This is a genomic window from Acinetobacter sp. MD2(2019), assembly GCF_035615615.1.
In the GTDB taxonomy this organism is placed as follows: domain Bacteria; phylum Pseudomonadota; class Gammaproteobacteria; order Pseudomonadales; family Moraxellaceae; genus Acinetobacter.
Window position 1 is genome coordinate 25,404 of record NZ_VTDU01000021.1, and the last position, 22,026, is coordinate 47,429.

Sequence of the window (22,026 nt, forward strand, 5' to 3'; positions counted from 1 at the left end):
TTTACAAAAAGAGGAATATCACCGTGCTAGAAGCTTACCGCCAACACGTTGCAGAACGTGCCGCACTCGGAATCCCGCCGAAACCCCTTGATGATGCTCAAACTGCTGACTTAGTCGAATTATTAAAAAATCCACCAGCAGGCGAAGAAGCATTCCTTGTGGACTTGCTTGAAAACCGTATTCCTGCGGGTGTAGACCAAGCGGCTTATGTAAAAGCAGCATTTTTAGCAGCCCTTGCAAAAGGTGAAGCAACATCGCCATTAGTGACCAAGGAACGTGCAGTGTACTTATTGGGTACAATGCTTGGTGGCTATAACGTTGCGCCTTTAGTTGAACTTTTAGAAGATGCAGAATTAGCGGCTTTAGCTGCTGAAGCATTGAAAAAAACCTTACTTGTGTTTGATGCGTTCCATGACGTTGCCGATAAAGCCAAAGCGGGCAATAGCAACGCACAAGCTGTATTACAATCTTGGGCTGACGCTGAATGGTTCACCAGTCGCAAAGATGTACCTGAAGAAATTAAACTGACGGTATTTAAAGTAACAGGTGAAACCAACACTGACGATTTATCGCCAGCACAAGATGCATGGAGCCGTCCAGACATTCCATTACATGCCAATGCAATGCTTAAAAACGAGCGTGATGGCATTAACCCTGAAAAACCAGGTGAAGTTGGTCCGTTAAATCAAATTAAAGATTTAATCGCCAAAGGTCATCAAGTGGCTTACGTGGGTGACGTTGTTGGTACCGGTTCAAGCCGTAAATCTGCAACAAACTCAGTGCTTTGGTTCTTCGGTGAAGAAATTGCACATATTCCAAACAAAAAAGAAGGCGGCTATTGCTTAGGTTCTAAGATTGCGCCAATTTTCTTTAATACCATGGAAGATGCGGGTGCTTTACCTGTAGAGATTGATGTTGCCAACATGAACATGGGTGACGAAATTGTTCTCAAAATTGATCGCACGGCTGCAAAAGTCACTGCGTTTAAAAATGGCGAGCAAATTGCAGAATCAGATTTAAAAACACCAGTACTTTTAGATGAAGTTCGTGCAGGTGGTCGTATTAACCTGATTATTGGTCGTGGTTTAACCACAAAAGCGCGTGAAGCGTTAGGCCTTGAACCATCAACATTATTCCGCACCCCTGTGCAACCTGCTGCAACCGGTAAAGGTTTTACCCAAGCACAAAAAATGGTGGGTCGCGCATGTGGTTTACCAGAAGGTCAGGGTGTTGTTCCAGGCACATACTGTGAACCAAGAATGACTACTGTTGGTTCGCAAGATACCACGGGTCCAATGACACGTGACGAGCTAAAAGACTTAGCATGTTTAGGTTTCTCTGCAGACCTTGTGATGCAGTCATTCTGTCACACTGCGGCATATCCAAAACCAGTTGACGTACAAATGCAACACACCTTACCTGACTTCATTATGAACCGTGGTGGTGTGTCACTTCGTCCGGGTGATGGTATTATCCACTCTTGGTTAAACCGTATGTTATTGCCAGATACTGTTGGTACTGGCGGTGACTCGCATACGCGTTTCCCAATTGGTATTTCGTTCCCAGCGGGTTCTGGTTTGGTTGCATTCGCAGCAGCGACTGGTGTTATGCCACTGGATATGCCTGAATCTGTACTTGTGAAGTTTAAAGGAAAAATGCAACCGGGCATCACTTTACGTGACCTTGTGCATGCCATTCCTTACTACGCAATTAAAGAAGGCGATTTGACTGTAGAGAAAAAAGGTAAGAAAAACATTTTCTCTGGTCGTATTTTAGAAATCGACTTAACAGAAATGGAAACTGACTTAACTGTTGAGCAAGCATTTGAATTGTCTGACGCTTCGGCTGAACGTTCTGCTGCGGGCTGTTCAATCACGCTTTCTGAAGAGAAAGTTGCTGAATACTTACGTTCAAACATTACCATGTTGAAATGGATGATTTCACAAGGTTATGGTGATGCACGTACTATGGCGCGCCGTGTTGAAAACATGGAAAAATGGTTGGCAAATCCATCGCTTATTCAAGCCGATGCTGATGCTGAATACACTAAAGTGTATGAAATTGATCTTGCTGATATTAAAGAACCAATTCTTTGCTGCCCGAACGATCCAGACGATGCAAAACTTCTTTCTGACGTTCAAGGCGACAAAATTGATGAAGTATTCATCGGTTCTTGTATGACCAACATTGGTCATTTCCGTGCAGCGGGTCAGTTGCTTGAAAAAGTGCCAAGCGGTTCATTGACTACACGTTTATGGTTAGCACCACCAACACGTATGGACGAACATCAGTTAATGGAAGAAGGCTTCTATAACACTTATGGTCGTGCAGGTGCGCGTACTGAAATGCCGGGCTGTTCATTGTGTATGGGTAACCAAGCACGTGTTGCGCCAAACACTACGGTTGTTTCAACCTCTACACGTAACTTCCCGAACCGTTTAGGTCAAGGTTCTAACGTGTACTTGGCTTCTGCTGAGCTTGCATCTGTTGCTGCGGTTTTGGGTAAATTGCCAACACCAGAAGAATATCAACAATATGCTGCGCAAATTGACAGCATGTCTGCCGACATTTACAAGTATTTGAACTTCGATAAGATGGGCGAATATACTAAAGCTGCAGATGGTGTTGATACTAAGAAAATTGCTGCGGCTCAGTTGACTTAATATAATATACGCGCGATGAGGGAGCTTTGCTCCCTCTGTGTATAAACGTAAAATTTTAGTATGTAATAGATAAGGGCTGATTCATCAGCCCTTATCTATTTGTTTTTTATAAAAAGATATACATTTATTATATTCTTCGTTATTATTTACACAAAATTACATATAAGTAAAGATAGGTTAAAATGTGAAAAAAAAGATCTTGATTCTTAGTCTAATCATTTCACCTTTATTTGGCTGTGCATCTACTGTTGTTACCTATGACCGTTTGGGTCAAATGACAGGTTCATGTAAAGCCACGAAAGGTTTTTTAATTGGTGGAAAAGCGGCTTGTTATGGCTATGCAAATCAATTAATCAATTCAGGTGAAGCATTAGAAGATATTCCAGAAAGTTCTAAAATTTATTTAGGTCATTATTAATTTACATCGAAAGGGGATTTAAACATGAAAAACGTAATTTTGTCATTAGTGGTATTCGGGACTTTTTTAACCGGTTGTGCATCAACAGTTAAAACATTTGATTCAAGTGGTCGCCCAATTGGTTCATGTGAATCTAAACTCGGTTTTGGTGGTGGTGCGGCATCATGTACAGGGCATGCCAATCAAGAAGGAAAAGATAAGTAAATAATAAAAAGCCCCGCATATTAGCGGGGCTAGTCGTATATGAATCAAGTCATATACTGTATGAGGCTCATCTCAAACTGAGCGTATTAAAGCACAAAACAATTTAAAATTATAGTGCTGTTTGTGCGTTAAGAAACGCATCAATTTCTTCACGCCATGGCACAGAAGGTTGCCCACCCGAACGGGTAACGGCAATGGCTGCTGCGGCATTGGCAAAACGGGCAGCATCAAGCGCAGTTTTGCCTTCAAGTAAAGCAGTAACAAATGCACCATTAAAGGTATCGCCTGCGGCAATGGTATCAACTGCATTGACTTTAAAACCGGCAACCAATTGCCCTTGACCAGATTCACTCAGCCAAACACCACGTGAACCCATGGTAATCACCACAGTTTTAATGCCTTTGCTGTGTAATATGCAGGCCGCTTCTGCGGCATCTTTTTCATCGTGAATAATCACCCCTGTTAAGCTTAACGCTTCAGTTTCATTGGGGGTAATAATGTCGACCAAACGCAGTAAAGCTTCAGGTAATTCGCGTGCTGGGGCAGGGTTTAAAATGACTTTTACACCCGAGTTTTGCGCAATTTCTGCTGCTTCAATAATACTTTCAAGCGGCGTTTCAAGTTGTAATAACAACGCATTCGATGAACGAATAAGATTCGCATGTTGCTGAACATAGTCGGTGCTTAAACACGCATTTGCACCTGCAAAAATACCAATGCAGTTTTCTGCAACGGCATTTACAAAAATCAGCGCCACGCCAGTCGACTGTCCTTGGACTGGGCTTACGGCCTGAGTATCAATTCGGTCTTTATTAAATTGCTCAATCATCCGTTGACCAATATCATCTTCGCCCACGCAGGCAATAAAGCGAATATCCGCGCCACTACGACCGGCTGCAACCGCTTGATTGGCACCTTTTCCACCAAAAGCAATTTGATAATCGCGGCCAGACAAGGTTTGTCCGGGATGTGGGAAATGCTCAAGCGTTAAAATATGATCGGCATTAATACTGCCTAAAACAACAAGTTTTTGGCTAGAACTCATGTATAACCTAAATTGAAAAAGCAAAAATTTGCTAAATGATACCGTGTTTACTGCAAAATTGATGTAAAACTTATTTTATTTGCTTATATTATTTACATAATGGCTATGCGTTTTGATTGTTTTTTTCTGTTTGGCTGAACGATTAAAAAATAAAAATACTGTTTTAAAATTATTTATATCATTGACTTAATTTTTCCTGTCTGATCTTTAGTTCTATGAAAAAATAGAATAACTAAAAAAATGGTCGATATTTTTTATTATTTTTGTTAAATTTAGCAACCTAGAAGTAGTTAAAATTAATTTTTTGTTTAGTAACAATGGATTAATTTTAATTGCTTCTTTTTTGTGCGTATTGTGTTGATATACAAGTAGTATTTCTCCCAAACAAAGACAATCGCGATGTCGCTTGCCAAAGAGGCGCGTGGTCTTGTTTCTTGCACTCATTTTGAGTGCTGCTTGTATTAAATCTTTTGAATTCAATATTTTGTAAATTGAATTGTCGCGATTTATCTGCTCAGCGCGTCAGCCTGCCTAAACTAGGTCAATGACGTCGGGCGTGGTCGAACAATTAGGTTTACGGAGAACTGTATGTTTTATTACCGCGGCTTGGCTGGAATACTGATTCTGTTGTTGATTGGTTATCTTTTTTCAAACAATAAAAGATCAATTCAGCTTCGTACCATTTTACCGGCGTTGGGCTTACAATTTTTGCTAGGTATTGTCATTTTATATGTGCCTGCGGGTAAATATCTGTTCGAACAGTTGGCCATGGGCGTGAATAAAGTCATTGGTTATGCCGATGTGGGCAGTTCATTCTTGTTGGGCGCGTTAGTGGGCGACAAGATGAATAAAGTCTTTGATGGCGCAGGGTTTATCTTCGCTTTTAAAGTTTTACCTACAATTGTGTATGTGACTGCTTTAATTTCGATTCTTTATTATTTAAAAGTAATGAATGTGTTGATTAAAGTGTTAGGCACAATCTTTCAAAAGTTACTCGGTATTAGCAAAATTGAATCGTTCGCTGCGGTAACCACGATTTTTATTGGGCAAAATGAATTGCCTGCTGCGCTGCGTCCATTCTTATTAAAAATGAATAAAAATGAATTATTTACTGCTATGTGTAGCGGTATGGCGGCAGTTTCTGGTTCTGTATTGGTGGGTTATGCAGGTTTAGGGGTTCCAATGGAATACTTACTTGCAGCATCGTTAATGGCTATTCCCGGGGGTATTTTATTCGCGCGGTTACTTAGCCCAGCAACTGAAGCTTCGACCGTTGAAGTTAAAGATGTTAGCTTTGGTGAACACAAACCAAGCAATATCATTGAAGCAGCAACCACAGGTGCAATGCTCGGCTTAAAAATTGCCGTTGGTGTGGGTACCGTGATTATGGTATTTGTCGGTTTACTGGCATTGTTAAATGGTTTAATTGGCGGTGTAGGCGGACTATTTGGTTATTCTGGTTTAAGTATTGATTCGATCTTTGGTTATATTTTATCGCCTTTAGCCTATATGATGGGCGTAGATTGGAATGATGCAAGCCTTGCCGGTTCATTATTAGGTCAAAAATTAGCGATTAATGAATTTGTTGCCTATTTAGGTTTAGCACCACATTTAGCCGATCACTCAATTTCTCCACATACGGCGGCAATTATTTCTTTTGGTTTATGTGGTTTTGCAAATTTCAGTTCAATTGGTGTGGTTATTGGTGCATTTAGTGTGGTGGAACCTTCATTAACGCCAGTATTGTCTAAACTTGCCATGCGTGCGCTTTTGGCAGCAACCTTATCTAACTTAATGAGTGCAACCATTGCTGGATTATGTTTAGGTTTCTCGATGTAAAACTTAAGCATTTCGTGTTGTATGCAAAAAAGGAACTTTTTAAAGTTCCTTTTTTTTTAATATGTCATTTTTGAAATTAGAAAATACTTTATTTTGCCCAAAACAGATTGTATTCAAATAGATATCTGTATTGGGATGATATTTTAAATAGTAAAACAATAAACACCAAAAAAATCAGATTTAGTTGACCCTGCGTTCTTATGGTTGAATAATATTCGCTTGCTGAGTATTCGATTTGGTTTTTGAGCTGAGATCGGTTTAAATACACGCCTCAAACGAAGTACTCGTTTTTATAGTTATGATAAAAGGTAATTCAATGTCTCAAGCACCGACTCAAATCATTATCGACACCGACCCAGGACAAGATGATGCAGTGGCAATTTTATTGGCGCTTGCCAGTCCAGAATTAAACGTTTTGGGAATTACCACAGTCGCGGGCAATGTGCCTTTAGCTTTAACCCATGTGAATGCACGCAAAGTTTGTGAATTAGCTGGCCGTACAGATATTCCTGTATTTGCAGGATGTGACAAACCGTTAAAGCGGGACTTAATTACCGCCGAAAATGTACATGGCAAAACTGGTCTAGACGGCATTGAATTACCAGCACCAAGCATGCCATTACAAGCACAGCATTCAGTAGACTTTATTATTAAAACTTTGCGTAATGCGCCTGAAAAAACCATTACCATTTGCTCGCTTGGCCCAATGACCAATACCGCTCAGGCACTTTTAAAAGCGCCGGATATTGCATCGCGTATTGCCAAAATTGTACTTATGGGCGGTGGTTTCTTTGAAGGTGGAAATATTACCCCATCTGCAGAGTTTAATATGTTTGTTGACCCAGACGCGGCAAAAGTTGTGTTTGCTGCGGGTATTCCTTTAACCGTTGTTCCGTTAGATGTGACCCATAAGGCGCTGACATCTAAAGCATGGGTAGATGGATTACGTGCCATGAACAATCAAGTTGGGCCGGCAGTTGCTGCATGGACCGATTTCTTTGAGCGTTATGACATGGAAAAATACGGTTCAGAAGGCGCACCGTTACATGATCCATGTGTGATTGGTTATATGTTAAAACCTGAATTATTTACTGGCCGCCAAATTAATGTAGAAATTGAAGCAGATAGTCCACTGACAGTGGGTGCAACAGTTGCAGACTGGTGGTATGTAACGGGTCGTACGGCAAATGCTGAATTCTTAAATACCATTAATCGTGATGGATTTTTTGACTTATTAACTGAACGTTTAAGCCGTTATGCTTAACGATTAGTGAAAACATGAAAAGATTGGGTAGCAACCTGATCTTTTCAGTGTTTATTTTAGCGATCTAAAGAGTTTGTGTTGGCTATAAAATACACAATTTTAAAATTTATACTTTTAAATATTATGCTATTGTTCTGATCAGTTAAAAAAAATTACACTAAAGCTGTAGTAAAGACTCAAAAATTGAAAAATCCTAGTGATTACAGGACAATCCAATGATTTTGAGAGAAGCAAAATAATCAGATTATTGGATAATCCATGTCTTACTTAGTGCAAGATGAAGAATTACAAAAAATAAGAAATAAGCGCTTTGTTCGACGCGTCTTTTTATTACGACAATTCGGCGTCATTCTTTGTTTTATCCCTTTTTTCTCAGTTATTAAAGATATGGGTTATGGCCCAATAGTTTGGTTGTTGCTTGCAGCAAATGCATTAATTTGGCCAATCGCGGCTTATTTTCTTAGTATTCATTCCAAAGATGCAATTAAAACCGAGCAATATAGCTTGGTCGCAGACACTTTTTTGGGTGGCTGCTGGGTTGCTATTATGGGGCTTAATCCATTTCCATCTTTAGTGTTGGTGTCTATTTTTATTGCAGATCGCTATGCCGCAGGGGGATGGCGGTTATTAAGAACCTCAATTTTGGCATTTTTTGGTGGATTTTTTCTGTTTTGGTTCATGTTGGGCTTTCCAATCAACTTCGCTATTACTGAAAAGATTATGTGGCTTACGCTGCCATTAGCCACCTTGTATGTGATTGCATTAAGTATTGTGTCGCGTAATTTATCGACACATCTGAGTAATAAATTAAAAAAAATGGAACGGATTGCTTTAATGGATCCGCGATTGCATATTCCGAATAGACGGTTATTTGAGCAGCGCTTGGTCAATACTTTTATACAAACTCAGCGCGGCAAATATAATGCTTTTTTGATGTTGCTAGATGTCGACAATTTTAAAGCGGTGAATGATACTTATGGCCATGAAACAGGCGATTATGTGTTGCTTGAGATTTCAAATATCCTTAAAAATATCGTTCATCCCGAAGATATTCCCGCGCGTTATGGCGGCGATGAATTGGCATTGATTATTTTTGAGTATGATGAATTACAAGCGCGTGATTTAGCGCAGCAAATTTGCTTGAAAGTGCAACAATTAACCATACCGAATGCACCTAATTTTAAAATTAGTATCAGTATTGGTGTTGCCTCGGCTAAACACTGTGAATCGACTTTGCAATGGTTGGAAGAAGCAGATAGAGCCTTGTATCGTGTTAAAAGGTTGGGGCGAAACGGAGTTCATTTTGCAGCAAGCGTATCTTAAAACGAGTTGCTTATTTTTATTTAGCCCTTTTAACTGTTAATAAAATCGCAAAGCCATCTCTAAAAATAAAGAGATGGCTGCTTGACTTAAATTATTCTGATGAAGGCATCGCAAACTGCTTGGCTTCACGCACACTGGCTGAAGGCCAACGCTGGGTAATGGTTTTGCGATGGGTATAAAAACGCGCACCATCTGGGCCATAAGCGTATAAATCACCAAATAATGAGCGTTTCCAACCACCAAAGCTATGGTAGGCCACAGGTACAGGCAACGGTACATTAATGCCTACCATGCCGACTTGAATATGCGTACTAAAATAGCGCGCAGCTTCCCCGTCACGCGTATAAATACACGTGCCGTTACCATATTCGTGATCATCAATCAGTTGCATGGCTTCTTGCATAGTATTTACGCGAATGATTTGCAAAACAGGGCCAAAAATCTCTTGCTGATAACTGTTCATGTCTTTAGATACATGATCAATTAAGGTTGGACCGACAAAAAAGCCATTTTCATAGCCTTGTGGTGCAGCGGCGCGGCCATCCACAACCACTTTTGCACCTTGTTGTTCTGCGCTGTCAATAAATCCAATCACTTTTGCTTTGTGTTCAGCAGTAATTACTGGGCCAAAGTCGTTGCTTTTATCGGAGAAATGACCTAGCTTTAACTTGGCAATTTCAGGTTTTAATTTTTCAATTAATTGATCTGCAACGTCATCGCCAACAGCAACGGCAACTGAAAGCGCCATACAGCGTTCACCTGATGAACCAAATGCTGCGCCAAGTAATGAGGCTACGACATTATCAATGTCTGCATCTGGCATAACAATCGCATGGTTTTTAGCACCACCTAAAGCTTGGCAGCGTTTGCCTGCGGCTGTTGCTGTGGTGTAAATATATTCTGCAATTGGCGTTGAGCCGACAAAACTCACCGCTTTAATGCGTTTGTCATGCAGTAAGGTATCGACCGCTTCTTTATCCCCATTAACTAGGTTAAATACGCCATCGGGTAAGCCCGCTTCTTTGAGTAATTGGGCAATAAATAGCGTTGAAGATGGATCGCGTTCAGACGGTTTGAGAATAAAACAGTTCCCGCAAACAATTGCCATTGGAAACATCCAAAGTGGCACCATCACTGGGAAGTTAAACGGGGTGATTCCAGCAACAACGCCTAGCGGTTGGAATTCGCTCCAAGAATCGATATCTGGCCCGACATTTTTAGAAAATTCGCCTTTTAAAAATTCCGGTGCGCTGCAGGCGTATTCGACATTTTCAATACCGCGTTGTAATTCACCAGCGGCATCATGCACAATTTTTCCGTGTTCTTCACCAATTAACGCACAAATTTTTTCTGCATTTTTTTCTAGTAATTCTTTAAATTTAAACATCACACGCGCACGTTTAATGACTGGCGTATCCCGCCAAGCAGGGAAGGCGGCATGTGCAGCAGCAATAGCAATTTCTACAGTTTGTTTACTTGCAATGGCCACATGTTTGGAAATTTCACCGGTCGCTGGGTTATAGACCGCTTGGGTGCGCGTCGCTTCAGTAGAAATTTCACCTTGAATGAAGTGCCCAATGATGTTCATTTTAATATCCTTGTTGAGGGTTTTAATGGCGTTATACGTCCAGAATTGTTGCTATCGTTTTAGCATATCTTTGCGATGAGGTACACGGCTAAGAATCTGTTTTACGTACATCTATATCAATTTCAGTGTTCATTTTTTTTTAATTCAGTGACTTTATGTATTGTTAAAGAAATATTTGTAAATAGTAATAAAGTTGATTATCATTCGCATTTGTTTGTTTTCGTTTGCACTTATCTAAAAAGATAAAAGAGTGAATCAAAAACTTATTTTAAGAATGACGATCAATATTATTTGAACAATTAAGGCCGTTTTAGCATGCAACATTATCGAAATGCAGTTTTAAAAAACTCTAATTTGACTGAAAAAACTTCTTTTTTTCAGCAGAAGTACTTATCTTTTTGTTTGTCAGTCGTGATGATGGGGATGGCAGGTCAAGTATTAGCGGCAGAAGAAACACCTACTGCGCAAGTATCCAACGATTTACCAATTATTACGGTTTATGCAAATCAAGAGCCGAAAAAACCTGAAACGGTGACTCAAATAAACCGAGATAATTTAGATAAACTAGGCGCGGGAAGCATGTCGGATATCGTAAAATATTTACCGCTCGTGACTGCGCCTAAAGCGGTGAGTGGTGGCGGAAGTGCTTGGGATGGTGCGGGAACAAGTGGTTATAATATTCGTGGTGTCGATGGTAACCGTATTGGCTTGGATGTTGATGGCATCGACTTAGCCAGTGCTGCGCCTGAACCTGCATCGCTACGAGGCAATAGTTTTGGTGTTGGACGAGATTATATTGACCCTGAAATGTTCAGTGAAATTGAGATTGCATCAGGCACAAGTAGTGTAGAAAAAGATGGTATTGGTGGGCGTGTCTCATTTAAAACCAAATCGCCAGAAGATTATTTGAGCAGTACAAAGCAATTTGGTGGAAGTTTTAAAAATGGATATAGCTCTGCTGATGATGCGTGGTTTAGTGCATTGACAGCGGCTGCGGGCAATGAAAAGGTAAAAGCGCTTGTGGCATATGCGCATCGTGATGGTCATGAAACAAAAAGTGAAGGTAAACTGGCAGAGAATCCAGTGGATTGGACATCCGATGCAATTTTAGCAAAAGCGCTATGGAACTTTACTTCAAATCAACAACTTGGATTTACCTTCGATTATTATAAACGTAATGTAGATCGTTTCATCGATAGTCAAACTCTTGGACGGACTTATCCACGAGGAGGGACACAAAATGAAGTGGCAGAACGCAGTCGTTATGCGCTGGATTATGTATTAAAAAGCGATGCCGTACTTTTAGATCGTTTAAGTGCTCAGGTGTATTATCAAAAAACCACGAATGATAATTTGTTGAATGCTTTTTATTTAACGTATCCGCGAAAAATTCAAAATAATTTTAGTAGTGAAGTATGGGGGCTAAATACTCAAGCTCAAAAAACATGGAAAAACCATCAATTTAATTACGGTTTCGATGCCAACCAAAGTAAAGATGATCGACCATGGATTTCGACCAATTTAACCACTGGTGCGGTCACGAATACGAATTTTATGGTGGCATCCGACACACAAAAATATGCAGCTTATTTCAATGACACCATGACTTTTAATCTGGCAGATCGTGATTTACAGGTGATTCCTGGGTTGCGTGCAGAATATCAAAAGTTCGACCCTAAAAATACTTCAACGGTATTGTTAACGTCACAAAAGCAAGATCAAGTTCAAGCCAACAGTAGTCACTATGTCGCGCCAAATTTTGCTATTTCTTATCAGTTAAGTCCTGATTATTACAGTTATTTAAAATACAACCGTGGTGTGCGTGTGCCAAGTGCTACGGAAATGGCTGGAAGCTATAACCCTGGGCGTGGCTATTCTGTTATTGGCAATACCGATTTGAAAAAAGAGACCAGTGATGCCTTTGAATTGGGCTTAAAAATGACACCAATTGAAGGTGTTCGTTTTAATATTTCAGGTTTTTATACGAAATATCATAACTTTGTTGATTATGCCGAACTGCCTCAAGCGCTTGATCGTGATATGTTTACTTACCAATTACAGAATATTGCCAATGTAAATATTTGGGGGGCTGAGCTTTCTACACGGATTGATTTAGGGCAATTTATTGATCATGCCGATGGATTTAGTTTGGCACTTGTGGCAGGGAAGACCAAAGGCAATGCCAAAAATAGTGCGGGGGATAAAACCAGTGTGAATTCGGTGCAGCCTGAAAAAGCCAGCTTTACCTTTGGTTATGATGCACCAGAACATGTATTTGGCTTAGGACTAACAGCCACAGCCGTTGGCTCTAAATTGGCAACACAAGATGCCAGTATTGACAGTTCTGGCAATAACTATCGCCGTGTTGCAGGTTATAGTATTTACGATTTATCGAGCTATTGGAATATCACTAAATTTATGAAAATCAATCTAAATCTGAATAATATCTTTGATAAAAAATATTGGGAATACGCAACAGTTGGCACATTAACCTCAGACAATTTAATCGACCGCGCCACCATGCCGGGTCGTAACGTTGTCGCAAGTTTAGAGTTTAAATTTTAATTTTTAGTCAGAAATGTTTTGAGTAATTTGTATGAAAAATCTTAAATTAGCCGTATTGAGTTGTGCAGTCTTATGTAGTTCCATGACAATGGCTGTACCCACAATCAACTCTTTACAAACACAAGCTTATGGTTTGTACGCGCTGCATCATCCAGAAGTAAAAAATACTAATGCATCTACATTTAGTCAAAGCTTTGCTGAAGACTATAACGACCTATTTAAAAATCAAAAAAGCGTTAATCGAGAACAATATGTTCAATTTGAACAGGCACGATTAACATCGGTGATGCAGCAACGCCGTGATATGTCGGTGAAACAAGCACATGTTCGTTTTGGAGTATTAAATAGTAATAAAGACGATAAAATTACGTTAAAAGAATATCAGGCGGTGGGTTTAAAAACCTTTGATCATTTTGATAAAAACCAAGATGGTCTTGTAAATGCGGCGGATGCACAATTAGACAAAACCCCTACAGGGACGCACGATGGCTTAAAAATCAAATCACCACTTTCAATGCCAATGCCATCTACCGTGAATGATTTTATCGAAATGTATGCGGTAAATAATAACTCGTATGTGACATTGGGCGATTATTTAAGCCATCGCGACCAACAATTTTTTGCAACCGATACCAATAAAGATTTGGTATTGTCTGAGCAAGAATATGTCACTGAATTTACCCAACGATATGATGAGCATTCTGCCAAAGCAAAGAGCGAATATGATCTGATTTTTACACAGCAATTCCAAAGTATTGCGGGTAAAAAAGATCGTATTACCCAAAAAGATCTTCAGAATTATGCAAAAAAGCTTTACACGAGCCTTGATGTGAAGTGATTTAAAGCAATATAAGACATGCTTTAACGATCTTAGAGCTAAAATAAAGCAGATGAATTGAACGATTTATCTGCTTTGTGTGTGCAAACAACAAAAAAATCTTTGATCACACTGAACTAGAGCAAAGCATGAGTAACTCAAATGCTTTGCTTGAAATAATGAAAGAAAAGATGCCACATGCAAACTACAGTTGATTTAATTGATTCAAACCAATCCAATGTTTAGAAAACTGATAAGCGGCACGTCCTGAACGTTGTCCACGCATTTGACACCAACGTAAGGCTTCTGCACGAGTTTCTGTGTTAAATGGAATTTCAGCTTGTGCTAAATACGATTCAACAATCTCTAAATACAACGCTTGATCCATAGGATAAAAAGACAACCACAAACCAAAACGATCAGACAAAGAGATTTTTTCTTCAATCGCTTCTTGCGGATGCAATTCTGTATATTGCGGAACATCTACCTTTGTGATGGGTGTATTTTCATGCATAAATTCGGGCAATAAGTGGCGGCGGTTACTGGTCGCATAAATCATAAAATTATGCTGTCCCGATTCTAAAGCGCCGTCTAATACACTTTTTAAGCTGCGGTAATTTTCATCTTCAGCATTAAAAGCAAGGTCATCGCAGTACACAATAAATTTTTCAGGACGATCTTGAATAAGTTTTTGAATTTCAGCCAAATCTGATAAATCATCACGTTCAATTTCAATTAAACGTAAGCCTTGATCGGCATATTCTGTCAGTAATGCCCGAACCATCGAAGATTTTCCGGTGCCTCTTGAGCCAGTCAACAACACATCATTGGCAGGGAAGCCATTTAAAAATTGTAAGGTATTTTGAATGATCTTTGCTTTTTGTCGCTCAATGCCTTTTAAATCGGCCAAGCGAATTTTTTTAGGCTGATGAATCGGCTTAAGTTGTTGTTTTTGCCACTTATATGCCGGTGCTGAGAAATCAATTTCAGTTTCTACGGGGGGTAACGTCTGCTGCAATCGTTCGAGTACATTTTTGATTAGATGGAGCATATCATTAGAAAGTTCGAGCTGTGCCATAGGGATTCGCTTAGATAAATGAAAAAAATAACGCAAGATCACTCTTTTGCGATATGATCAAAATAGCAATTGATCTTCATATTAGCCCTAAGTTAAGTTGAAAGGAATAACCATTTAACTTCAACCATAAAGATGATTTGGTGACTGAGGAAACAGATGCTTAAGCTATTGACTGAAAACACTCAAAAATCTCGGATGAATGAGCTGAAAAAGCAGCTTGCGCATGCACAAAACTATCAAGAGTGGAAAGAAATCGCTTTACAGTTGGATGAAGAATCTGGCATTCAACAATGGAAATATGAAAATTCATCACCTTATTTTGATGCTGAAGTCATTTCGTATCGGTTAGGATTATTAAAAAAATATCGCCAACAAAACCGCAGCAAAGACTTAATGCATATTTTACGTGAGGGACTCACTTACGATATTGCCAATATTTGTCATCCTATGTTGTTCGTGGTTTGCTACATGGGAACCAAAAAAATTATTGAAGAATATGTCAATGAGGTGCATTTAGGTCTGCAATATCTGGCTCAAGTTGAATCGGCCGAGTTTAATTTTGAAGCCAAAATCAGTTTTTTTAGACATTGCAAAATTGCCTATGGTCAGCCTGCGTTAATGTTTTCAGGTGGTGCAACGCTGGGCTTATTTCATAGTGGCGTATGTAAAGTGCTACGTGAACAAGACCTGATGCCAAACGTGTTGTCTGGCTCAAGTGCAGGCGCAATTATCGCGGCGATGTTGGGCGTATCTGAACCTGAACAAACCGACCGAATTTTAACTGGACAACATGTGGTCGGCGATGCCTTTCATTTTCGTTCCTTAAAAACCTTGTTGAAAGAACGTGGTGGTTTTGCCGATGTACGCCATTTAAAACGATTCTTGGTAGAAAATTTGGGTGATTTTACTTTTGAAGAGGCCTATAAACGTTCAGGTTTAAATATTAATATCGCGGTTGCGCCGTATGATGCATCTCAAAATGCGTCAATTCTGAATCGCTTTACGGCACCAGATTTATTGGTATGGAGTGCAACCTTAGCTTCGTGTGCGGTACCTATTTTATTTCCGCCCATCCGCTTAACCGCCAAACGTTACGATGGAACGCATACGCCATTTATGGCTAATACATTTTGGGTTGATGGCAGCATGCGTAGCGATTTTCCGCAAGAAAAAATGTCCCGTTTGTATAACATTAATTACACCATTGCCAGTCAGGCCAATCCGCATATTGTGCCGTTTATGCAAAGTGATGCAGAGCGTTACCGTCGTGATTTGCTGAGTTGGCCAGAGCGCATTATTCGCCGCCAAGGCAAGGTGATTACTAAGGGGATTATGGATTTTACCCGAGAGCGCATTGGTTATGTGCCACAAGTTCGGCGCTTGCTAGATAATGTGCACGGCATTGTTGATCAACGATATTATGGCGATGTAAATATTTTTGCCCATCATAATTTAAAACATTATCTGTATCTGCTGCAAAATCCACGTCCGCATATTTTTCAATTGCTGCAAAAAGAAGGCGAGCGCGCCACATGGCCGAAGGTTTCTGCAATAGAAATACATGCGCGGATTGGTAAAACCATTGAGCATGTTTTGGATGACTTGCAGGCACAGGAAAAAGCACGACTTAAATGATGTTTATGAAATAAGTATGCAAATGCCACAGTTTCAACCGCAAGATTATACCTGCATGATCGACAAAACACCGCAGTCAAGTCGTGCTTTGGGACGCCGAATTTATCTATTAAAACAAGGCGATCAATGCTATTGGTTGAAATCTCAAGAACCAGAAGGGCATCCACAATTTGTTTTAAGTTTTAACAACGAAATTCAGTTATATCAGCAGGGCATATTAGATGGCTGTGGCTTGCCATATCAATTGTTTACTAAAGATTCATCGGAACATATGCCAAATTTTTTGAGGCTTGTTCATGCAGCGCCGGCGTTGTTAGAGATAAATGGATTATCAATTTTACACATTAAACAAAAAATGCATGCAATATTGGCAGCTTTGGTGAAGTTACATCAGGCAGGTTGGTTACATGGCGATTTAAAACCTTCCCATCTGCGTTTATATGAACATCGCGTAAGATTATTAGATTTTGAGCAAGCGCAAAATTTAGCCTTAGGTGAAACAGCTTTGGTTATGAATGCGACGCCACGTTATATGGCGCCTGAACTGTTTCATTTAAACGCTAAAACCCAACAAACTGATTTATATGCTTTAGGCATAATTTTATATGAATGGCTGACGCAGCAAAAAATAGCAATTCAACGCTATGAAGATTGGGCGCTGTATCACTGTCAGCAGGCATCTTTTTTACTTGATGAGTCATTCTCGGTTTTTCAAGATTTTATCAATGGTTTGCTTGCTCGACATGCTAAAGACAGATTTTTAACCTCACAGCAAGCAATTCAGTATCTGAATTCGATAACAGTCACATGAATGAAGTGCTTTTTTCAGACAAGGTGTTTTTTATTTGAACACTTGGTTGGCTGTTTTAAAAATAATACTTGTCAATTTGAAGTGTCGCCGCTAATATAGCGAGCTATTGGGGGCGTGGCGAAATTGGTAGACGCACTGGATTTAGGTTCCAGCGCCGCGAGGTGTAAGAGTTCGAGTCTCTTCGCCCCCACCAAGTTTTAAAGCAAGATTAAAACTCTTGCTTTTTTTATGAAGCTAAAATGTTAGTATTCATAAAATAGAGGATTGGTGTAATGGTAGCATGACGGTCTCCAAAACCGTTCGTCAAGGTTCGAGTCCTTGATCCTCTGCCAAATTTAAAAGAAGCTTAACCTGTTATGGTTGGGCTTTTTTATTGCGTGTAAATTTTTCTGAATAAGAAATAGCCATTAAAAAGTAGATGTTTTATTTTATAACCAGTTGATTTAAAAAGGTCTTGCTAAAGCGTGGTTGGGTCGCTAATATAGCGAGCTATTGGGGGCGTGGCGAAATTGGTAGACGCACTGGATTTAGGTTCCAGCGCCGCGAGGTGTAAGAGTTCGAGTCTCTTCGCCCCCACCAAGTTTTAAAGCAAGATTAAAACTCTTGCTTTTTTTATGAAGCTAAAATGTTAGTATTCATAAAATAGAGGATTGGTGTAATGGTAGCATGACGGTCTCCAAAACCGTTCGTCAAGGTTCGAGTCCTTGATCCTCTGCCAAATTTGAAAGAAGCTCAACCTCTGGTTGGGCTTTTTTATTGCCTGTTTTTTTATGTGATTATAAAAATGACTGAGTAAATATGATGCTGTGATCATCTAATCCAGTGGTGTTATTGATTTTTAATAATGATTGACCAAGTTTTTGCTATAAAAAAAGCCAGTCGTGTGGACTGGCTTTTTTGTTTCTATAATTAGCGCAGGGTGGCTAAGTAGCGGCCAATGCGAGTAATGGCTTCTCTTAACTCATTTTCGGCAGGCAAGAACACCACGCGGAAATGGTCTGGTGTTGGCCAGTTAAACCCAGTGCCTTGTACTAAAAGCACTTTTTCTGCGCGTAATAAATCCAGCATGAGTTTTTCATCGTCCTGAATTGGGTAGATTTTGGGATCTAAGCGCGGGAAGCAATACATTGCGCCTTCAGGTTTCACACAGCTTACTCCGGGAATTTCATTGAGCATATTCCATGCAATATTACGTTGTTCGTATAAGCGACCATTCGGGCGAATTAAGTCATTAATGGATTGATAACCACCTAAAGCGGTTTGAATCGCGTATTGTGCTTGGTGATTGGCGCATAAACGCATCGAAGCTAGCATATCTAAGCCTTCGATGTAGTCCGTTGCGCGAGATTTATTGCCCGTAATTGCCATCCAGCCTGAACGATAACCTGCAATACGATAGGCTTTCGATAATCCATTGAATGAAATGCAGAGTTGATCGCCTGCTAAAGAGGCAAGTGCTACATGCTCGATGCCGTCATAAACAATTTTGTCGTAAATTTCATCGGCAAATAAAATCAGGTCGTATTTTTTCGCCAGTGCCACAATTTGCGCCAAAATATGTCGAGGATATACTGAGCCTGTTGGGTTGTTCGGGTTAATGACTACAATGCCGCGCGTTTGTGGTGTGATTTTGGCTTCCATGTCAGCAATATCTGGATACCAGCTATTTTCTTCATCGCATTTATAGTGAATTGCGGTACCACCCGATAAATTTACCGCAGCAGTCCAAAGCGGGTAGTCGGGCATTGGAACGAGCATTTCATCGCCATCGTCCAATAAGCCTTGCATCGACATAACAATTAGTTCAGAAACACCATTGCCAATGTACACGTCATTGACGTGCATGTTGAGAATGCCTTTTTGTTGGTAATACTGGCAAATGGCTTTACGCGCAGGGAAAATGCCGCGTGAATCGGTGTAGCCAATGGCATTGGGTAAGTTAAAGGCAACATCGTTAATAATTTCTTGAGGTGCTTCAAAGCCAAAAGGGGCAGGGTTGCCAATATTCAGCTTAATAATTTTGTGCCCTTGTTCTTCCATTTCATTGGCGGCGCGTAAAACTGGCCCGCGAATGTCGTAGCAAACATGCTCGAGTTTCGATGATTTTTTGATTTCACGTGGAATTTGGGGCGTGGTATTCATCTTATCGTTCTCTGAAGGCGTCGGGGTGGTTTTGGCGTAGCGATATAAGTAACTTTTAAATGTTTCGATACTGACCAAGTCAAGATTATGTTCTGTTTTAAGGAGTGTTACGATTTTTTCATGGGTAAAACCATTGTCTTGGTATTGCCTGATATTGGGTAGCAAATTCTTAAACAGCACACTTTTTTTCTGCGACATTTTTTTTGCCTAAGTCTAGATCGAGCTAAGATTATCACTATTGTTGCTTACTAAAAAGTATTTTTACATAAAATTGCTTTTTTATTTACCGTGAATTTGCTTTCTTTTTGCTTTTTAATTGGATTAATAATTTATGCTATAAGGGCTAGAAATTTGCTGACGAATCACGTAAATATGAAGACAGTCAACAGGAAGGAAGAATGAGGGACAATTTATGGCTAAAGTGAATAAAACAGATAGAGAGTGGCAAAGAGAATTATCAGCAGAAGAATATCGAATTACACGCCAAAAAGGAACCGAAGCGCCCTTTACGGGAAAATATTGGAATAGTCATCAGTCAGGAATTTATACTTGTCGTTGCTGCGGTACAGAATTGTTTGCTTCTGATGCAAAATATGACAGTGGCTGTGGTTGGCCCAGTTTTTTTAAGGCATTAAATAACACAGTTATTGAGGAGCACGAAGATTTATCTCATGGGATGGATCGTGTTGAAATTGTCTGTCATCAGTGCGATGCGCATTTAGGTCATGTTTTTGAAGATGGTCCGCAACCCACCGGTTTACGTTATTGCGTAAATTCGGCTTCATTAGAATTAAAAACACAACAAAAAAGTGATGAGGATACCTATCCATGACCAACATTTATCAGTTTGAAGCCGAGCGATTAGATGGAAAAATTCAGCCCATGGCGGAATATCAGGGTAAAGTATTATTGATTGTTAATACTGCCAGTAAATGTGGTTTTACACCGCAATTTGCAGGTTTGGAACAGTTATATCAAAAATATAAAGATCAAGGTTTGGTGGTGCTCGGGTTTCCGTGTAACCAGTTTGGTGGACAAGATCCCGCTGCCAATAATGAAATTGGCGCATTTTGTCAAAAAAATTATGGTGTTAGTTTTCCAATGTTTGCCAAGGTAAATGTGAAAGGTCCTGAAGCACATGCAATTTTTCGTCTGCTTTCGCACGAAGCCAAAGGTATTTTAGGTAGTCAGCGAATTAAGTGGAATTTTACCAAGTTTTTGGTTGGGCGTGATGGTGCGGTCTTGAATCGTTTTGCCCCGACAACCAAACCCGAAAATTTAGAGGCAGACATAGAATCTGCTTTAGGTATTTGATTTTCTTTTATGTTGATATTTGGCGTACTGTTATGGGTGATGGATGGATAAAACGGTTGAGTTTTGGCTAGATCCACGTATGCCTTATATTGAAACCCGCCGAGCATGTCAAAGTCGGGTTTGCTATCAATCACATAGCCATCCAACTTTTTCTATTGGTGCTATTGATGAGGGTGAGAGCACATTTAGTAGTTATTTCGCTCAAGCTCAAGTGATTCAAAAAGGCAGTCTTGTGGTGATTCCTGCTCATGTCGAGCATTCATGTAATCCACAAGCTGGGCAAGCGTGGAGCTATCAAATGCTCCACTTGGATGCCTCTTGGCTTAGTGTGTTGCTAGATGAATTGCAAGCAGAAAATATATTTGAAGCTATACCGCAATGGCAGCCTTATATTTTACAAAAGCCCGACTTGTATAAGTCCTTTTGTCAACTCAATCAGTTGTTGTTTGATTCATCAGCTTTAATTATAGAAAAAGAACAGGGGTTGATAGAATATTTAACCCAAATTCTTTTCCCTTATTTTCGGTGGCAACCAACTTTTAAGCCTAGATATGGACAAAGTGTATTTGAAAGATTAGTGGAACAATGTGTATCTGCTGAAACTTTTATTGGTTTGGATGATTTGGCGCAGAGTGTTGGGATGAGTCGCTATGCGGTCATTCGTCTTTTTAAGAAAAATATCGGGATAACACCGCATGCTTTTCAGCTTAATTTGAAGATCCAGCAAGCACGACAATTATTAAGACAAGGACAACACATTAGTCAAATTGCACATACATTAGGTTTTATTGATCAAAGTCATTTTCATAAAGTATTTAAACAATATGTGGCGGTAACACCTAAGCAATTCCAAGAGGGTTCTTTGCGCACTTTTATACAATAAAGGTTATGGCCTCGGATTTAAGCTTGCATCATATTTTTATGGTTGAGCTTTTAATGGAATTATTTATTGTGATCGCAATGACACACTTTTTAGCATTGTTATCACCAGGACCAGATTTTTTCTTATTGTTGATGACGATATTAAACAGTAATCGTGCTAACGCATTTTTGATTAATTGTGGAATTACGCTTGGTAATGCGCTGATTCTTTTCTGGCTTTTTGTTTTGTCTATATTTATTGGTAATACCCCCATTATTAATCGAATCTATAAGTAGAATATCCTAAGCCTTTATTATTGTTTAAAATTAGGTGGTCTACCATCAACTGACATATGTGGTCGTTCATGATTATAGAAGTATTGCCATGCTGTTGTATAGTTCTGAACGTCTTCAATATCTCGAAATAACTGCTGATTTAAACACTCATAACGTACTGTT

19 protein-coding genes and 4 tRNA genes are annotated in these 22,026 nt (G+C 39.7%); 17 read left to right on the plus strand and 6 right to left on the minus strand.

Annotation, left to right across the window (positions count from 1 at the left end; genetic code table 11):
• The first annotated feature begins 23 nt into the window (after positions 1 to 23).
• The 3 genes from I2F62_RS10600 (at position 24) to I2F62_RS10610 (ending at position 3,285) form a co-directional block, all read left to right on the plus strand.
• The gene (locus I2F62_RS10600; RefSeq protein WP_324626984.1) at positions 24 to 2,663 is read left to right on the plus strand and encodes a bifunctional aconitate hydratase 2/2-methylisocitrate dehydratase; all 2,640 of its coding nucleotides are present in this window, start codon (positions 24 to 26) and stop codon (positions 2,661 to 2,663) included.
• 184 nt (positions 2,664 to 2,847) lie between these two features.
• Positions 2,848 to 3,081, plus strand: a complete 234-nt coding sequence (locus I2F62_RS10605) for a hypothetical protein (protein WP_324626985.1) — start codon at positions 2,848 to 2,850, stop codon at positions 3,079 to 3,081.
• Between the two features lie 24 nt (positions 3,082 to 3,105).
• Positions 3,106 to 3,285 carry a hypothetical protein gene (locus I2F62_RS10610; protein ID WP_324626986.1) on the plus strand — a complete coding sequence of 60 codons (180 nt, stop codon included), beginning with the start codon at positions 3,106 to 3,108 and terminating at the stop codon, positions 3,283 to 3,285.
• 109 nt (positions 3,286 to 3,394) lie between these two features.
• Here the strand turns inward: I2F62_RS10610 and rbsK are convergent, their stop codons facing one another.
• Positions 3,395 to 4,330 (minus strand): ribokinase, encoded by a 936-nt coding sequence (gene rbsK, locus I2F62_RS10615; protein ID WP_324626987.1) that lies wholly within the window; start codon positions 4,328 to 4,330, stop codon positions 3,395 to 3,397.
• A gap of 588 nt (positions 4,331 to 4,918) precedes the next feature.
• Here rbsK and I2F62_RS10620 point away from each other — a divergent pair.
• The 3 genes from I2F62_RS10620 (at position 4,919) to I2F62_RS10630 (ending at position 8,756) form a co-directional block, all read left to right on the plus strand.
• Positions 4,919 to 6,169, plus strand: coding sequence for a NupC/NupG family nucleoside CNT transporter (locus I2F62_RS10620; RefSeq protein ID WP_324626988.1), 1,251 nt, complete (start codon positions 4,919 to 4,921; stop codon positions 6,167 to 6,169).
• 316 nt (positions 6,170 to 6,485) lie between these two features.
• A complete protein-coding gene (locus I2F62_RS10625; RefSeq protein ID WP_324626989.1) occupies positions 6,486 to 7,433 on the plus strand; it encodes a nucleoside hydrolase in 948 nt (315 codons plus the stop codon).
• A 258-nt stretch (positions 7,434 to 7,691) separates the two neighbouring features.
• Positions 7,692 to 8,756, plus strand: coding sequence for a diguanylate cyclase (locus I2F62_RS10630; protein WP_324626990.1), 1,065 nt, complete (start codon positions 7,692 to 7,694; stop codon positions 8,754 to 8,756).
• A 91-nt stretch (positions 8,757 to 8,847) separates the two neighbouring features.
• On the opposite strand, the gene I2F62_RS10635 is transcribed toward I2F62_RS10630, so the two are convergent.
• Positions 8,848 to 10,344, minus strand: coding sequence for a CoA-acylating methylmalonate-semialdehyde dehydrogenase (locus I2F62_RS10635; protein WP_324626991.1), 1,497 nt, complete (start codon positions 10,342 to 10,344; stop codon positions 8,848 to 8,850).
• Between the two features lie 315 nt (positions 10,345 to 10,659).
• Between I2F62_RS10635 and I2F62_RS10640 the strand changes: the two genes are divergently transcribed.
• On the plus strand, positions 10,660 to 12,909 hold the full coding sequence (locus I2F62_RS10640) for a TonB-dependent hemoglobin/transferrin/lactoferrin family receptor (RefSeq protein WP_324626992.1): 2,250 nt from the start codon (positions 10,660 to 10,662) through the stop codon (positions 12,907 to 12,909).
• Positions 12,910 to 12,991: 82 nt separating this feature from the next.
• On the plus strand, positions 12,992 to 13,747 hold the full coding sequence (locus I2F62_RS10645; protein ID WP_324626993.1) for a hypothetical protein: 756 nt from the start codon (positions 12,992 to 12,994) through the stop codon (positions 13,745 to 13,747).
• Between the two features lie 184 nt (positions 13,748 to 13,931).
• Here the strand turns inward: I2F62_RS10645 and I2F62_RS10650 are convergent, their stop codons facing one another.
• Positions 13,932 to 14,804: an ATP-binding protein gene (locus I2F62_RS10650; RefSeq protein WP_324626994.1), complete on the minus strand. Its 873-nt coding sequence runs from the start codon at positions 14,802 to 14,804 to the stop codon at positions 13,932 to 13,934.
• Positions 14,805 to 14,960: 156 nt separating this feature from the next.
• On the opposite strand from I2F62_RS10650, the gene I2F62_RS10655 reads away from it, so the two are divergent.
• From I2F62_RS10655 to I2F62_RS10680, 6 genes are all read left to right on the plus strand, one after another.
• The gene (locus I2F62_RS10655; protein WP_324626995.1) at positions 14,961 to 16,439 is read left to right on the plus strand and encodes a DUF3336 domain-containing protein; all 1,479 of its coding nucleotides are present in this window, start codon (positions 14,961 to 14,963) and stop codon (positions 16,437 to 16,439) included.
• 16 nt (positions 16,440 to 16,455) lie between these two features.
• Positions 16,456 to 17,250, plus strand: a complete 795-nt coding sequence (locus I2F62_RS10660) for a protein kinase domain-containing protein (RefSeq protein ID WP_324626996.1) — start codon at positions 16,456 to 16,458, stop codon at positions 17,248 to 17,250.
• Between the two features lie 108 nt (positions 17,251 to 17,358).
• A tRNA-Leu gene (locus I2F62_RS10665) sits at positions 17,359 to 17,443 on the plus strand.
• A gap of 65 nt (positions 17,444 to 17,508) precedes the next feature.
• Positions 17,509 to 17,582, plus strand: a tRNA-Trp gene (locus I2F62_RS10670).
• Between the two features lie 162 nt (positions 17,583 to 17,744).
• A tRNA-Leu gene (locus tag I2F62_RS10675) sits at positions 17,745 to 17,829 on the plus strand.
• Positions 17,830 to 17,894: 65 nt separating this feature from the next.
• A tRNA-Trp gene (locus tag I2F62_RS10680) sits at positions 17,895 to 17,968 on the plus strand.
• A gap of 191 nt (positions 17,969 to 18,159) precedes the next feature.
• Here I2F62_RS10680 and I2F62_RS10685 read toward each other — a convergent pair.
• Complete coding sequence (locus I2F62_RS10685; RefSeq protein WP_324626997.1) at positions 18,160 to 19,590, minus strand: pyridoxal phosphate-dependent aminotransferase; 1,431 nt, start codon at positions 19,588 to 19,590, stop codon at positions 18,160 to 18,162.
• Between the two features lie 214 nt (positions 19,591 to 19,804).
• On the opposite strand from I2F62_RS10685, the gene msrB reads away from it, so the two are divergent.
• The 3 genes from msrB to I2F62_RS10700 are packed head-to-tail and all read left to right on the plus strand — an operon-like array spanning position 19,805 to position 21,589.
• Positions 19,805 to 20,224 carry a peptide-methionine (R)-S-oxide reductase MsrB gene (gene msrB / locus I2F62_RS10690; protein WP_324626998.1) on the plus strand — a complete coding sequence of 140 codons (420 nt, stop codon included), beginning with the start codon at positions 19,805 to 19,807 and terminating at the stop codon, positions 20,222 to 20,224.
• Entirely contained in the window at positions 20,221 to 20,706 is a 486-nt protein-coding gene (locus I2F62_RS10695; protein ID WP_324626999.1) for a glutathione peroxidase, read from the plus strand. The genes msrB and I2F62_RS10695 overlap by 4 nt, the downstream gene beginning before the upstream one ends.
• 43 nt (positions 20,707 to 20,749) lie before the next feature.
• Positions 20,750 to 21,589, plus strand: coding sequence for an AraC family transcriptional regulator (locus I2F62_RS10700; RefSeq protein ID WP_324627000.1), 840 nt, complete (start codon positions 20,750 to 20,752; stop codon positions 21,587 to 21,589).
• A gap of 28 nt (positions 21,590 to 21,617) precedes the next feature.
• Here I2F62_RS10700 and I2F62_RS10705 read toward each other — a convergent pair whose 3' ends face one another.
• Both I2F62_RS10705 and I2F62_RS10710 read right to left on the minus strand, forming a co-directional pair.
• Positions 21,618 to 21,842: a hypothetical protein gene (locus I2F62_RS10705; protein ID WP_324627001.1), complete on the minus strand. Its 225-nt coding sequence runs from the start codon at positions 21,840 to 21,842 to the stop codon at positions 21,618 to 21,620.
• A gap of 39 nt (positions 21,843 to 21,881) precedes the next feature.
• The coding region (locus I2F62_RS10710; RefSeq protein ID WP_324625736.1) for an integrase core domain-containing protein at positions 21,882 to 22,026 on the minus strand (145 nt) is incomplete at its 5' end.